This window comes from Puniceibacterium antarcticum, from assembly GCF_002760615.1.
In the GTDB taxonomy this organism is placed as follows: domain Bacteria; phylum Pseudomonadota; class Alphaproteobacteria; order Rhodobacterales; family Rhodobacteraceae; genus Puniceibacterium; species Puniceibacterium antarcticum.
Genome location: NZ_AWWI01000044.1, coordinates 54,330 through 68,661 on the forward strand (window position 1 = coordinate 54,330; position 14,332 = coordinate 68,661).

The 14,332-nt window shown below is 60.3% G+C and carries 13 protein-coding genes; 7 read left to right on the forward strand and 6 right to left on the reverse strand.

Annotation, left to right across the window (positions count from 1 at the left end; all coding sequences use genetic code 11):
- Window positions 1-206 precede the first annotated feature (206 nt).
- The 5 genes from P775_RS05275 to P775_RS05295 all read right to left on the reverse strand — a co-directional run bounded on the left by P775_RS05275 (window position 207) and on the right by P775_RS05295 (window position 4,986).
- Entirely contained in the window at window positions 207-2,159 is a 1,953-nt protein-coding gene (locus P775_RS05275) for a hybrid sensor histidine kinase/response regulator (protein WP_180287334.1), read from the reverse strand.
- A gap of 168 nt (window positions 2,160-2,327) precedes the next feature.
- Window positions 2,328-3,359 carry a MaoC family dehydratase gene (locus P775_RS05280; protein ID WP_099909998.1) on the reverse strand — a complete coding sequence of 344 codons (1,032 nt, stop codon included), beginning with the start codon at window positions 3,357-3,359 and terminating at the stop codon, window positions 2,328-2,330.
- A gap of 12 nt (window positions 3,360-3,371) precedes the next feature.
- Entirely contained in the window at window positions 3,372-3,575 is a 204-nt protein-coding gene (locus P775_RS05285) for a DUF1737 domain-containing protein (protein WP_099909989.1), read from the reverse strand.
- 4 nt (window positions 3,576-3,579) lie between these two features.
- Window positions 3,580-4,125 carry an NnrU family protein gene (locus P775_RS05290; protein ID WP_099909990.1) on the reverse strand — a complete coding sequence of 182 codons (546 nt, stop codon included), beginning with the start codon at window positions 4,123-4,125 and terminating at the stop codon, window positions 3,580-3,582.
- Window positions 4,126-4,128: 3 nt separating this feature from the next.
- A complete protein-coding gene (locus P775_RS05295; RefSeq protein ID WP_099909991.1) occupies window positions 4,129-4,986 on the reverse strand; it encodes an HpcH/HpaI aldolase/citrate lyase family protein in 858 nt (285 codons plus the stop codon).
- Between the two features lie 267 nt (window positions 4,987-5,253).
- Here P775_RS05295 and P775_RS05300 point away from each other — a divergent pair, with 267 nt between their 5' ends.
- Entirely contained in the window at window positions 5,254-5,559 is a 306-nt protein-coding gene (locus P775_RS05300; RefSeq protein ID WP_425439884.1) for a hypothetical protein, read from the forward strand.
- A gap of 26 nt (window positions 5,560-5,585) precedes the next feature.
- On the opposite strand, the gene P775_RS05305 is transcribed toward P775_RS05300, so the two are convergent.
- Window positions 5,586-6,341, reverse strand: a complete 756-nt coding sequence (locus tag P775_RS05305) for a sulfite exporter TauE/SafE family protein (protein WP_245875577.1) — start codon at window positions 6,339-6,341, stop codon at window positions 5,586-5,588.
- Window positions 6,342-6,500: 159 nt separating this feature from the next.
- Here P775_RS05305 and mdh point away from each other — a divergent pair, with 159 nt between their 5' ends.
- From mdh to P775_RS05335, 6 genes are all read left to right on the forward strand, one after another.
- Complete coding sequence (gene mdh / locus P775_RS05310; RefSeq protein WP_099909993.1) at window positions 6,501-7,463, forward strand: malate dehydrogenase; 963 nt, start codon at window positions 6,501-6,503, stop codon at window positions 7,461-7,463.
- 531 nt (window positions 7,464-7,994) lie between these two features.
- A complete protein-coding gene (gene sucC / locus P775_RS05315) occupies window positions 7,995-9,188 on the forward strand; it encodes an ADP-forming succinate--CoA ligase subunit beta (RefSeq protein ID WP_099910001.1) in 1,194 nt (397 codons plus the stop codon).
- A complete protein-coding gene (locus P775_RS05320; RefSeq protein ID WP_245875578.1) occupies window positions 9,185-9,484 on the forward strand; it encodes a hypothetical protein in 300 nt (99 codons plus the stop codon). The genes sucC and P775_RS05320 overlap by 4 nt, the downstream gene beginning before the upstream one ends.
- A gap of 54 nt (window positions 9,485-9,538) precedes the next feature.
- A complete protein-coding gene (gene sucD / locus P775_RS05325; protein WP_099909994.1) occupies window positions 9,539-10,420 on the forward strand; it encodes a succinate--CoA ligase subunit alpha in 882 nt (293 codons plus the stop codon).
- Between the two features lie 96 nt (window positions 10,421-10,516).
- Window positions 10,517-13,489, forward strand: coding sequence for a 2-oxoglutarate dehydrogenase E1 component (locus P775_RS05330; protein ID WP_099909995.1), 2,973 nt, complete (start codon window positions 10,517-10,519; stop codon window positions 13,487-13,489).
- Window positions 13,490-13,492: 3 nt separating this feature from the next.
- Window positions 13,493-14,332: biotin/lipoyl-containing protein (locus P775_RS05335; RefSeq protein ID WP_180287335.1), on the forward strand; the 840-nt coding region annotated here is incomplete at its 3' end.

Below are 14,332 nucleotides of genomic sequence, written 5' to 3' on the forward strand. Positions count from 1 at the left end.
TTGCAATCGTTCTAATCCTTTTTTCCGTCCTGTCACGGGACGAGCCGCCGCAAAGGCCGGTTTTTTACAACAAATGCTGCAAATGCGAGAGTTTTGTGATCACACAAATAAAAGTGTGATCACAAGATGCGCGATGTAAAGTTTTCCTTAGCCAAGACTTGCCCCTTTTGCTGATTCTCAGCCTTGCGGAACCGGGTGGCGCTGCGTCAACCCGCCTGAGTGCTCCGCATCACCTTCTCTATGGCACGGATCAGGTCATCGCGTGACACCGGCTTCATTATCTGAAGATCCTCGGCGTGGACGCCATTGCCATGGATCGCGGCCTCGGTCGGATAGCCGGACATGAATATGACTCGGATGTTGTCGTCGATCTTGCGCAGCTCCCGGATCATGCCCGTGCCCATCAGCTTGCCCGGCATGACAATGTCGGTAACGATCAGATCAAAGGGCCGCTCGGACAGAAAGATGCGATACCCCTCATCACCGCTGCGCGCTTCGATGACCTGACAGCCCTCTGCTTCCAGACGCAGCCGCATGACCTTGCGGACTGCGGCCTCATCTTCGACCAGCAGGATACGCATCTTCTGGCCGGCCCGCGCCTGCGGTGCATCGGGTGTGCGCGGCACAAAGGCCGTCGCGCTGGGATCCGCCCGGAAATACATCTTGACCGAGGTACCGACGCCCGGCTCCGAATAGATCTGCGTCGTACCTCCCGACTGCTTCGTAAATCCCAGAACGCTCGACAATCCAAGGCCGGTTCCACCGTTCGCCGCTTTGGTCGTGAAAAACGGCTGGAACACCTGCTCAAGAATTTCGCGCGGTATCCCCGTGCCGGTGTCCGTGATGGCAACCATCACGTAGCGACCCGACGGAATCGATTCCTGCCGCTCTTGGATATAGTCGTCGTTGAGGCGGATATTCGCGGTCTCTATCGTCAATTTGCCACCTTGGCTCATCGCATCCCGCGCATTGATGACAAGGTTCAGCACCGCGTTTTCCACTTGGCTTCGGTCCAGCCGAGTAAGCCATAGCCCGCCCATCAAACTGGTCTGAAGCTCGATATGCCCAGGCAGCGTCCGGTGCATCATGCTATGCAGGCCCTGTATCACTTCGTTTATATCAAGGGTCTGGGGCCGCAGCGGCGCCCGCCGCGCAAAGCTAAGCAGGTTGCGTGTCAGCTCGCTGCCACGTCTGGTCGCAGCGATCGCTTCAGCGATATAGTCGCCATGATGCTCGATCAAGACGTCCTCTTTGAGCAATTCAAGATTGCCCAGAATAACGGTCAGCAGATTGTTGAAATCATGTGCCATACCGCCGCTCAGCTCGCCGATGGCTTCCATCTTCTGCGTATGCAGCAGCATTTCTCGCGACTTCAGCAGATCCGCCTCCAGCTCTGCATGACGGGTGATGTCCAGAATGACGGTGGTCCAGATCACCCCACCCTGCGGTCGCACCTTGGGCCGTGCGATGACATGGACACGTTTGCGGGTCTTCTGGGCCGTCAGAATATCGACCTTGCGCTCGAACGGCAGTGCATCGCTCGCCTGATGCGTGTAAAGTGCATCAAACACATTCAGATCCCCGGACGAGAAAACTTGGCGGATCCGCCCCTTGTCTGCTGCAATTGTCTCCATGGGCAGATCGAACAGCTCGGCGCACCCCTGACTAAGATAGACGAATTGGTTCAGACCGCCCGCAACCACCTCATGGCGCAGGATCGCCCCCGGGACACTCTCGACGATATCCATGAGCCGACTCTCGGACTCTGCCAGGGTCTGCTCCAGATCCTTGCTGTCGCTGACGTCCCGCAACGCGCCCACCATGCGCGTCGCCCGCCCAGACGCATCCGTCTCGATCACCCGACCCTGCCCTTTGACCCAGACGGTTTTTCCATCCGGTCTGATGATACGATAGGTCAGCACATAGGGAGTCTGCGCCGCCACCGCTTCGGTAAGATGCGCTTCGGTCCGGGCCAGATCATCCGGATGGACACTCCGGCGCCAATCCTCATCGGTATAGACCGTCTTGTCGGGGTCAAGTCCGAAGATCGTGGCAAAGACCGGGCTGGCGACAAACTTCTGGCGAGAAATATCCCAGTCCCAAGCACCCGCACCGATGGCCTGAAGGATCAGATTCGGAAGGTTCTCATCTGTTGTCATCATCGCCTTTCAAAGGAAAGCTGATCAAGCCTAGCCGCTTTCATTCCGATTGGTAAAGGCGAGAGTTTTTAATCCGGTTAAGAGCTCAACGGACTCAAAGCAGTGGGCGCTGATAATGCTGCACGGCAGCATTATCGATTGTTTGTAACACCCCCGCGCCGCATCTGATCACAAGGGCATGAGCGCCCAGTAATCCAGATCCAACAGCACATGCGGCAGGTATTTTCCCCCGTCATCCCGCAGCGTGAACGGCGCGCCGCCCTTGGTCGCCACCAGCCGCAGCCGGATCGCGCCCACGCCCGGTGCCGCGGTCTCGGCCAGGTCCAGCACTTCGGACCAGGCCCGCACCGTATCCCCGGCAAAACAGGGGTTGGCATGACTTCCGGCGTTCAGCCCGGCAATCATCTGTGCATTGGCAAGCCCGTTGAACGATAGCGTCCGCGCCATGGAAATCACATGTCCGCCGTAGATCAGCCTTGATCCATCATCGCGCATCGTGCCGTCGAAATGGGTTTTCGAAGTGTTCTGCCACAACCGCGTCGCCATCATGTGCTCGGCTTCCTCGATCGTCACGCCATCCACATGATCGATCGTTTCACCCACGGTGTAGTCACGCAACCGATGCGGCTCCCCCGCCAGCGTGCTGTCGTAGCGGGTGAAATCCAGCCCGGCAGGCACCACAAGCGCGGCAGGCTCCAGCACCTCGGCCAGATCCGGCACCATGGTTTCTGGTGCGGGCGACTCTGGGTCGCGTTTCTTGACCATGACCCAGCGGACGTATTCCAGCACCGTCTCGTCATGCTGGTTCAGACCGCGCGATCGCACCCAGACAACTCCGGTCTGCCCGTTGGAATTCTGTTTCAGACCGATCACCTCGGACTGGGCGCGCAGGGTGTCGCCGGGCCAGACCGGCTTCAGCCACCTGCCCTCGGCATAACCTAGGTTGGCGCGGGCATTCAGCGAGATATCCGGCACGGTCTTGCCGAACACCACATGAAAGGCAATCATGTCGTCCAGCGGGCTGGCAGCCAGACCACTGAATTGCGCAAAGGCATCAGACGAATACAGAACATGCCGTGCGGGATAAAGCGCATGATACATCGCCCGCTCTCCCGTGCCGACGGTGCGCGGCACGGCGTGGTCGATCATCTGACCAATGCAGTAATCCTCAAAGAACCGCCCTGCATTGGTCTTCTGCACGGTCTTAAGCATTCACTGCTCTCCCAGTTTCGTCTCGGGCGTATACTCCCCAGGGACCTCCTTGGTCACCGCCTGCCCGCAGCGCATCACGCCATTGGCAGCATCAAAGGCATAGGTGGGCGCGCCATGCAGCGCCCAGCCTCTGTTCAATGCCACGGTGACCTTGTGACAAAAGGCTGAAGTGTCGTCTTCGCTGAGAAATCTGTAAAGTTTCATGCCCTTACCCCGGGAACGGCGACACGCCGAGCCATGTATGGATGCCCGTGATCACCCCGAACATCACAAGGGTGATGACGACCAGCACAATATCCTTTTTCGCAGGACCCGGCGCGGGGCGCTCCCATGGTCCGGCGCGGTTGATCAGGATCACTTCGGACACGGCCCAGCCAAGCATGGTGCCAAACAGCAGGATTGACGCCAGATCGCCGTTCACCAGCAGGTGCGCCACAGCCCAGATCTTGACCGCCGTCAGCTGCGGGTGACGCAACTTGCCACGCAGACGCCCGGTTGTCGCGCTCATCCCGTAGACAAAGACCGCGATCAGCATCAGCAGGTTGTTGATGTGAACCATGAAGGCAGGCGGCGTCCACACCGTGATGAACGGCGAGTCGCGATAGCCAAGGATGATCAGGATCAGCCCGGCGGTGATCAGAACAGCGATAATCGCCTTACCCGATGCGCCAAGACCGTCGCGTTGGGCCGGGGCCACCCGTTTGAAGATATGTGCGCCCACCCAGAGGAGAAGGCCGAAGACGAGGAAGGGCATGAATTACTCCGCTGCGATTTTTTCTATTACCTGCGCTTTTGCCAGAACTTCCTGTGCCGTGGCAACGTGTAGGTTTTCCACGATCCGGCCATCGACCACCGCAACGCCTTGCCCGTCGGCCTGAGCGGCATTGAACGCGGCGATGTGACGCCGCGCCAGATCCAGTTCTGCCGCACTTGGGGCAAAGGCCGCGTTAACCACATCGATCTGCGCCGGGTGAATCAGGGATTTTCCATCAAACCCCATGTCGCGGCCCTGAACAGATTCGGCCTGCAACCCGTCGTCATCCTTGAAGGCGTTGTAGACACCGTCGATGATCACGATCCCCTCGGCCTTGGCGGCCAGCAGGCACAGGCCAAGCGCCGGCATCATCGCCGTGCGCTCGGGATTGGCGCGGCTGTTCAGCTCACGCGCCAGATCGTTGGTCCCCATCACCATGCCGCGCAACTGCGGATGCGCCGCAATGGCGGCGGCGTTCAGCATGCCGCGCGGGGTTTCCATCATTGCCCAAAGATCCAGATCACCGGTGGCGGCGGCCAGTGCGTCCAGTTGTTCGGGGCTGTCCACCTTGGGCAGCAGCACCGCATCACAAGCCATCTCCGCCACGGCGGCGGCGTCGTCACGACCCCATTTGGTGTCAAATCCATTGATCCGCACGATCTTCATGCGATGCCCAAAACCACCCTCCGCCAAGGCGGCGCGCAGGGTGTCGCGGGCGCGAAGCTTTTCGTCGGGTGCTACGGCATCTTCCAGATCAAAGATGATCGCATCCACCGGCAGCTTGCGCGCCTTTTCCAAGGCACGCTCTTTCGACGCCGGGATGTACAGGACAGATCTGAAAGGGCGGGCACGCATGTCCATCGGGATATCCTATTGAAACAATATTGCGCAGTTTTGGCCATTTTTTACCAAAAAGATCAAGCGAGAAAGTGCTGCATTGCAGCAATCATACTGCAGCTGCACGGCAGGACGCAGCCTTAACCTTTATTTCAACGTCTTGGGCGCAGTCTGTACAGGGCCGGAACGCCTGCGACGGGAAAGGGCGCATTTCGGAAACAGGGACATCATTCGGGCAGGCCTGCGCACCGCGCCCCTGCCCCCGATCCGAAAGGGTACGTCATGAACCGAATGTTGAAGGCTGTATTGACCGGCGCTGTTCTGGCCCTGAGCATTTCAGGACCTGCGCTGGCGCAGGCCAATAATTGCGCGCCACGCGAAAAGGTCGTGGACCGGCTCGCCTCGAAATACGGGGAAACCCGGCAATCCATGGGCCTTGGCACCAACAATTCCGTGGTCGAGGTTTTTGCGTCGAGTGATACCGGAACCTGGACCATCACAATCACACGCACCGATGGCATGACCTGTCTTGTCGCCAGCGGTCAGGCGTTTGAGGCTTTGGCCGAAATGCTTCCACCCGATGGCAAAGACGCCTGAAAGGGCGCGCATCGGGGCGTGACGGCTCAGCTCAGCGCGTCCCAGATCAGCTTTGCACCGGTGACAGTCAGCATCACATAGGTCAGGCCAAAGAACAGGCGTTCGGGCACCATTGAATGGGCACGAATGCCAAGCCATGTGCCCAGCACGGCAAAAGGCGCCAGCGCAAGGTCGAGCGTGAGGGTCTGCAGCGTAAAGATCCCCATAAAGGCATAAAACCCCGATTTGAACAGATTAACGGCCCAGAACACCAGCACAGTGGTGGCCTGATAGGTTGTCTTGGGCAGGCGCTGCCCCAGAAGATAGACCGCTGCCGCAGGCCCCCCGGCATGGCTGACAAAGCTGGTAAACCCGATGGCGACACCTGCAGTCAGCCCAGTCCGCGCGCCAAGCCGCCGCTGCGCCAACTGGATCAGCCCCGCCTTCTGCGCCATCTGCCATGCGACAAAGGCAATCCCGATGGCCCCGATCAGAAAGCGGATCACGTCCGGATTGGCCATCCGATAGAACACCGCCCCCAGAATCGTCCCCGGCACCGCCCCCACTAACAGCACCCGCGCATCCGGCCAGCTCCATTTCTTCCAATAGGCAGGCAGGCTTGTCGCATCTATCAGCATCAGCAGCGGCAGCATGATGCCCAAGGCCTGCCCCGGATCCAGAACGATCGCCAGAATCGAAGAGCTGGCAAACGCCGCCCCCGATCCGAATCCCCCTTTGGAAATGCCCGCAAACAGCACAGCGGGGATGGCCACAGCCAGAATCGAAAGAGTCAACAGGTCCACGTCGCAGCCCTCAAAATGCCTTGTTCACCTAGGCTTATCCGCTTGGCACTCGCGAAAACAGCCCCCCGTCGCTGCCACGCTGCTCTGCGGCACTCTTGCACCGGTCGGCGCAACGCACTAGCCATTGCGGGAAATTCCAACGGAGCGGAGACAGCATCCATGGCCAGACCGAAGATTGCCCTTATCGGCGCAGGACAAATCGGGGGCACTCTTGCCCACCTCGCAGCCATCAAGGAACTTGGCGACATCATCCTGTTCGACATCGCCGAGGGAACGCCGCAGGGCAAGGCGCTCGACATCGCCGAATCCGGGCCGTCCGAAGGCTTTGACGCCTCGCTGAAGGGTGCCAACGATTACGCCGACATCGCCGGTGCCGATGTTTGCATCGTCACCGCAGGTGTCCCGCGCAAGCCGGGAATGAGCCGCGATGACCTGCTTGGCATCAACCTCAAGGTCATGAAATCCGTGGGCGAAGGCATTGCCGCAAACGCCCCCGACGCCTTTGTGATCTGCATCACCAACCCGCTCGATGCGATGGTCTGGGCACTGCAGCAGTTCTCGGGCTTGCCCGCGCACAAGGTCTGCGGCATGGCCGGTGTGCTTGATTCCGCACGCTTCCGCCATTTCCTCAGCCTTGAATTCAACGTCTCGATGAAGGATGTCACCGCCTTCGTGCTCGGCGGACATGGCGACACCATGGTGCCGCTGACCCGCTATTCGACCGTTGGCGGCATCCCCCTGCCCGACCTGATCAAGATGGGCTGGACCACGCAAGAAAAACTGGACGCCATCGTGCAACGCACCCGTGACGGCGGCGCCGAAATCGTTGGTTTGCTCAAGACCGGGTCGGCTTTCTACGCCCCCGCGACCAGCGCCATCGAAATGGCCGAGGCTTACCTGAAAGACCAGAAACGCCTGCTGCCTTGCGCGGCCTGGTGTGACGGTGAATTCGGCCTCAAGGGCTTTTACGTCGGCGTGCCGACGATCATCGGCGCTGGTGGCATCGAAAAGGTCGTCGACATCAAGATGACCAAGGACGAACAGGCGATGTTCGACAATTCGGTCACCGCCGTCAAAGGTCTGGTCGAAGCCTGCAAAGGCATCGACCCCTCGCTGGCCTAAATCCATCTGCTGCGGCCCCGGGGTGCAAATCCCCGGGGCCGTTTCTGTATCTGCGGCCCCGAAATTGTAGCGCAGATGCCCCCGGTGCCGACAACGCTCAGGACGTGGACTGTCTTTTGATGCCCGGCCTGACCTCCAGACCACATTCAGGCCCCCCTGTCCCACGCAACATCAGACCTTATCCAGCCCGGGCACGAGAACCGGCTGCCCCTATTTGCACGGCACACCTCCGATCAGCCCCGTCCAGTCTTGCATTGCACCGCCAAACGCAGCCACAACTCCCCCTCCCGCACGCTTCTCACATTCCGTCGCCTTCCCGAAACAGGGCAATGGCGCCGCGAATCTCTGCTCTGGATCACTTTGGAGGCGGTGAACAAAGCTCGGGTGGAATTTGTGATCACAGCCGTCAATCGTGTGATCACAAAAGTCGAAAAATATCGCAAATGCGCTTCATCGATGATTTTTCCATTAAACATGGGGAAACTCTATGCCTATACACGATGCAATCGCAGCAAGACGGGACAGTTTCTAATGAACATCCACGAGTATCAGGCGAAAGCCCTGCTGCGCAGCTACGGCGCTCCGGTGTCCGATGGCCGCGTAGTCCTTAAGGCAGACGAGGCCAAGACGGCCGCAGGCGAACTCGACGGACCTCTCTGGGTCGTCAAGGCGCAGATCCACGCAGGTGGACGCGGCAAGGGTTCTTTCAAAGAAGCCGATGCCGGCGAAAAGGGCGGTGTGCGCCTGACAAAGTCGGTCGAAGAGGCCGCACAGGAAGCGAAAAAGATGCTGGGCCGCACGCTGGTCACGCACCAGACCGGCCCCGCAGGCAAGCAGGTCAACCGCGTCTACATCGAAGACGGCTCCGGCATCGAAACCGAACTCTACCTCGCCCTGCTGGTGGATCGCGGCACCAGCCGCGTATCCTTTGTCTGCTCGACCGAGGGCGGCATGGACATCGAAGAGGTTGCAGCAGCGACTCCCGAAAAAATCCTGTCCTTCTCTGTGGATCCCGCGACCGGTTACCAGCCGTTCCACGGACGCCGCATCGGCTTTACGCTCGGCCTCGAAGGCAAGGCGATGAAGCAATGCGTTGGCCTCATGGGTCTGCTCTACAAAGCCTTCATCGAAAAAGACATGGAGATGCTTGAGATCAACCCGCTGATCGTCACCGACGGCGGCGACCTCAAGGTTCTTGATGCCAAGGTCAGCTTTGACGGCAACGCCATGTACCGCCACGCGGACATCGCAGAGCTGCGCGACACCACTGAAGAAGATGCCAAGGAACTGCAGGCCTCCAAATACGACCTCAACTACATCGCCCTAGACGGCGAAATCGGTTGCATGGTCAATGGTGCCGGTCTCGCCATGGCAACGATGGACATCATCAAGCTTTATGGTGCCGAACCTGCCAACTTCCTCGATGTCGGCGGCGGCGCCACCAAAGAGAAAGTGACCGAAGCGTTCAAGATCATCACCTCTGACCCGCAGGTCAAAGGCATCCTGGTCAACATCTTCGGCGGCATCATGCGCTGTGACGTCATCGCCGAAGGCGTGATCGCTGCGGTGAAAGAAGTCGGCCTCAAGGTTCCGCTGGTTGTGCGCCTCGAAGGCACCAACGTCGAAAAGGGCAAGGAGATCATCCGTAACTCTGGCCTCGACGTGATCGCTGCGGACGACCTGAAAGACGGCGCGCAAAAGATCGTGAAAGCAGTCAAGGGGTGAACCGGGATCCGGGATACGGCCCTATCCTTCTAGGGCTCGCGATGGTGGGAATCGGCATTGCCGCCCGCCGGATCGAACCTGACGTACTTCGTCTGCCCGAACCGGCAGATCATGTGCGCCTGAAGGATATCAGGGGTGGCCGCGATGTCGCCCGTGCAGCACGCGACGGGATTGCCGGGTTCATTCCGCGCAATCTCACCCGCTCGCTGGGCCGGACCCTGATGCTCATGGGCGGCGCGCTGATCGCGGTCCGGGCACTCGATGAACTCGTGGATGATGACAGCGCCGAATACTGACGGCGCAAGCGGAGCGGCATTGATCCGCCCGAGACACAAGGGAAGACTGAAAACATGGCAGTCCTAATCGACGAAAACACCAAAGTGATCTGTCAGGGCCTCACCGGCTCGCAGGGCACGTTCCACACCGAACAGGCCATCGCCTATGGCACCAAGATGGTCGGCGGCGTCACTCCCGGCAAAGGTGGCATGACCCACCTCGATCTGCCGGTCTTCAACTCGGTCCACGAGGCCAAGCACATGACACAAGCGAATGCGAGTGTCATCTACGTGCCGCCACCCTTCGCTGCCGATTCCATCCTCGAAGCGATTGATGCCGAGATGGAGCTGATCATCTGCATCACCGAAGGCATTCCGGTGCTCGATATGATGAAGGTCAAGCGCGCGCTGGAAAATTCCAAGTCGCGTCTGATCGGCCCGAACTGCCCCGGCGTGATCACGCCGGACGCCTGCAAAATCGGCATCATGCCCGGCCACATCCACAAACGTGGTTCCGTCGGGGTTGTGTCGCGCTCGGGCACGCTTACCTATGAGGCTGTGAAACAGACATCCGACAGCGGCCTTGGCCAGTCGACAGCAGTTGGCATCGGCGGTGACCCCATCAAGGGAACCGAACATATCGACGTGCTCGAAATGTTCCTCGCCGATCCCGAAACCCACTCGATCATCATGATCGGTGAAATCGGCGGATCTGCCGAAGAAGACGCAGCACAGTTCCTTGCGGATGAGCGCAAAAAAGGCCGCTGGAAGCCGACTGCCGGTTTCATTGCTGGTCGCACGGCGCCTGCCGGGCGTCGCATGGGCCATGCCGGTGCCATCGTCGCCGGTGGCAAGGGCGGTGCCGAAGACAAGATCGAAGCCATGAAAGCCGCAGGGATCATCGTCGCCGAAAGCCCTGCAGGGCTGGGCGAAGCTGTGCTCAAGGCAATCGGCTAAAGTGACAGGGGTAGGCATATTCCTACCCCACGGACCGGGCAGCATAGGCTGCCCGGTTCTGCCCATTTAAGGTTCAATCTCGCCCGAGGTGCCAACATGACCGACCAATCCCCGAACGACCAGTTCCACGCCTCCTCCTTCATGCAGGGACACAATGCCGAGTACCTCGAACAGATGTACGCGCGCTACGCCAACGATCCCGGCGCCGTGGACGAGTCCTGGCAGGCCTTCTTCAAGGCGCTTGGGGATGACGGGATCGAAGTCAAGAAAGACGCCTCTGGACCCAGCTGGGCGCGCGCCGACTGGCCGCTGCAGCCCAGTGATGATCTGACCGCCGCGCTGACCGGTGAATGGACCATGCCCGCCATGGCCCCCGAGGCAAAGGCCGCCGGCAAGAAGATCACGGACAAGGCCACCGAAAAAGGCGTCTCGCTCACCGACGATCAGGTCAAGCGCGCGGTTCTGGACAGCATCCGCGCGTTGATGATCATCCGCGCCTACCGCATCCGGGGCCACCTTGCCGCCGATCTTGACCCGCTCGGCATGCGCGAGACGACCCACCACCCCGAGCTGGACGTCAAGAGCTACGGCTTCACCGATGCCGACATGGACCGCCCGATCTTCATCGACAACGTGCTGGGCCTGCAGATCGCATCCCTGCGCGAGATCCTTGATATCGTGAAACGGACCTATTGCGGCACCTTCGCGCTGCAATACATGCACATCTCCGACCCCGAACAATCCGCTTGGCTGAAAGAGCGGATCGAGGGCTACGGCAAGGAAGTCAAATTCACCCGCGAAGGGCGCAAGGCCATCCTGAACAAGATGGTCGAGGCCGAGGGATTCGAGAAGTTCCTGCATGTGAAATACATGGGCACCAAGCGGTTCGGCCTTGATGGTGGCGAATCCCTGATCCCCGCAATGGAACAGATCATCAAGCGCGGCGGCGCGCTGGGTGTGAAGGAAATGATCATCGGCATGCCCCACCGCGGGCGTCTGTCAGTGCTCGCCAACGTGATGCACAAACCCTATCGCGCCATCTTCAACGAATTCCAGGGCGGCAGCTTCAAGCCAGAGGATGTGGATGGTTCGGGCGACGTGAAATATCACCTCGGCGCCTCTTCCGACCGGGATTTCGACGGCAATTCGGTCCACCTGTCGCTGACCGCCAACCCCAGCCACCTTGAGGCCGTGAACCCGGTCGTTCTGGGCAAGGTCCGCGCCAAGCAGGACCAGTTCGGCGATCCGACCCGCACGCAGGTCATGCCGATCCTGCTGCACGGCGATGCAGCCTTTGCCGGTCAGGGTGTCGTTGCTGAATGTTTCGCCCTTTCGGGCCTGCGCGGTCACCGCACCGGCGGCACCATGCATATCGTTGTGAACAACCAGATCGGTTTCACCACTGCGCCGCATTTCTCGCGCTCCTCCCCCTATCCCACCGACAACGCGCTGGTGGTCGAGGCGCCGATTTTCCACGTCAACGGCGATGACCCCGAGGCCGTGGTGCATGCCGCCAAGGTCGCGACCGAGTTCCGCCAGAAATTCGGCAAGGATGTCGTTCTGGACATCTTCTGCTACCGCCGGTTCGGACATAACGAGGGCGATGAGCCCATGTTCACAAACCCGGTGATGTACACCAAGATCAAGAAACAGAAGACCACGCTGACGCTTTACACCGAACGTCTGGTCAAGGACGGTCTCATCCCCGAAGGCGAAATCGAGGATATGAAAGCCGCGTTTCAGGCCAAGCTGAATGACGAATTCGAGGCTGGAAAAACCTACAAGCCGAACAAGGCCGACTGGCTGGATGGCCGCTGGTCGCATCTCGACCGGCAGAAGCATGGCAAATATCAGCGTGGCAAGACCTCGATCAAACCCGAGACGATGGAACAGATCGGTGCCGCACTGACCGCAGCGCCCGAGGGTTTTCCACTGCACAAGACAGTGGGCCGTCTGCTTGAAACCCGCGCCGAGATGTTCAACACCGGCAAGGGTTTTGACTGGGCAACCGCTGAATCCCTCGCCTTCGGCTCGCTGCTGACAGAGGGATATCCGGTCCGGCTCTCCGGTCAGGATTCGACTCGCGGCACCTTCAGCCAGCGTCATTCGGGCCTGATCAACCAGGAGACCGAAGAACGTTACTACCCGCTGAACAACATCCGCGAAGGTCAGGCGCGCTTTGAACCCATCGATTCCGCCCTGTCGGAATATGCGGTTCTGGGCTTTGAATACGGCTACTCGCTGGCCGAACCCAACGCCCTCGCCCTGTGGGAGGCGCAGTTTGGCGACTTCGCCAACGGCGCGCAGATCATGTTCGACCAGTTCATCTCTTCGGGTGAATCAAAATGGCTGCGCATGTCGGGCCTGACGGTCCTTCTGCCGCATGGCTACGAAGGTCAGGGGCCGGAACACTCCTCCGCCCGTCTGGAACGCTTTCTGCAGATGTGCGGACAGGACAACTGGATCGTCGCCAACTGCTCCACCCCGGCGAACTACTTCCACATCCTGCGTCGCCAGATGCACCGGTCGTTCCGCAAGCCGCTGATCCTGATGACACCGAAATCGCTGCTGCGTCACAAGCTGGCCGTGTCCAATGCCGACATGTTCCAGACCGGATCCAGCTTCCACCGCGTGCTGTGGGATGATGCCGAACAGGGCCATTCCGAAACCAAACTGGCGCCGGATGACAAGATCAAGCGCGTCGTGATGTGTTCGGGCAAGGTCTATTATGACCTGCTCGAAGAACGCGACGCCCGTGGCATCGACGATGTCTACATCCTGCGATTCGAACAGTTTTACCCCTTCCCGGCGATCTCCGCAGTGAAGGAACTGGAACGCTTTCCGCAGGCCGAAATGATCTGGTGTCAGGAAGAGCCCAAGAACCAGGGTGCCTGGACCTTCATGGAACCCAACCTTGAATGGGTTCTGGGTCGGATCAAGGCACAGCACGCCCGCCCGCGCTATGTGGGTCGCGAAACATCGGCCTCGCCCGCAACGGGTCTGGCCAGCATGCACAAAGCACAGCAAGCGGCGCTCGTTGACAGCGCCCTGACGATTGAAGGGAAATAAGCCATGACAACCGAAGTCCGCGTGCCCACCTTGGGTGAATCCGTGAGCGAGGCCACCGTGGCCACCTGGTTCAAAAAGCCCGGCGACGCTGTCGCTGTGGATGAAATGCTCTGTGAGCTGGAAACCGACAAGGTGACAGTCGAAGTGCCCTCGCCCGTCGCAGGCAAGCTGGCCGATATCGTCGCGCAGGAAGGCGAGACCGTCGGCGTCGACGCCCTTCTGGCGAACATCGCCGAAGCGGGGGATGCCGGCCCCGAAACCACCGAACCGCGCCCTTCCGAGCAGAAGAAAACCGCCAAGGCAGACGCGGGCACCGAGGCCAAAGCGTCTACGACCGATGTCATGGTCCCCACCCTTGGTGAATCCGTCTCTGAAGCGACTGTTTCGACGTGGTTCAAGAAGGTCGGCGACACCGTGGCGCAGGACGAAATGCTCTGCGAGCTGGAAACCGATAAGGTCTCGGTAGAGGTTCCTGCCCCCACCGCCGGCACGCTGAGCGAAATCATCGCCGAAGAAGGGGCGACCGTTCAGGCCAATGGCAAGCTTGCCGTGATCAGCGGATCGGGCAGCGCCGCCGCCCCGGCCAAGACCGAAGCATCTGTCGCTGAGGGCACACAATACGACACGCCCCCCGCCGGCAATGCAGGTCCCGGCACCGATATCGAAGATGCCCCCTCCGCCAAGAAAGCCATGGCAGAGGCCGGCATCAGCCGCGATCAGGTCACCGGAACGGGCCGCGATGGCCGCGTGATGAAGGATGATGTGGCCAAGGCCCTCGCCGCCGCCTCAGCAGCCCCCGCCAAGGCTGCGGCCCCCGCAGCGCCCCGCGCCCCGGTCCCGGCC

What these genes read in the sequence shown, in the direction of transcription:
- P775_RS05285 (WP_099909989.1), bottom strand. Translation starts at nt 3,575, where the DNA reads ATGAAACTTTACAGATTTCTCAGCGAAGACGACACTTCAGCCTTTTGT.
- mdh (WP_099909993.1), top strand. Translation starts at nt 6,501, where the DNA reads ATGGCCAGACCGAAGATTGCCCTTATCGGCGCAGGACAAATCGGGGGC.
- P775_RS05330 (WP_099909995.1), top strand. Translation starts at nt 10,517, where the DNA reads ATGACCGACCAATCCCCGAACGACCAGTTCCACGCCTCCTCCTTCATG.
- P775_RS05290 (WP_099909990.1), bottom strand. Translation starts at nt 4,125, where the DNA reads ATGCCCTTCCTCGTCTTCGGCCTTCTCCTCTGGGTGGGCGCACATATC.
- P775_RS05275 (WP_180287334.1), bottom strand. Translation starts at nt 2,159, where the DNA reads ATGACAACAGATGAGAACCTTCCGAATCTGATCCTTCAGGCCATCGGT.
- sucC (WP_099910001.1), top strand. Translation starts at nt 7,995, where the DNA reads ATGAACATCCACGAGTATCAGGCGAAAGCCCTGCTGCGCAGCTACGGC.
- sucD (WP_099909994.1), top strand. Translation starts at nt 9,539, where the DNA reads ATGGCAGTCCTAATCGACGAAAACACCAAAGTGATCTGTCAGGGCCTC.
- P775_RS05295 (WP_099909991.1), bottom strand. Translation starts at nt 4,986, where the DNA reads ATGGACATGCGTGCCCGCCCTTTCAGATCTGTCCTGTACATCCCGGCG.
- P775_RS05300 (WP_425439884.1), top strand. Translation starts at nt 5,254, where the DNA reads ATGTTGAAGGCTGTATTGACCGGCGCTGTTCTGGCCCTGAGCATTTCA.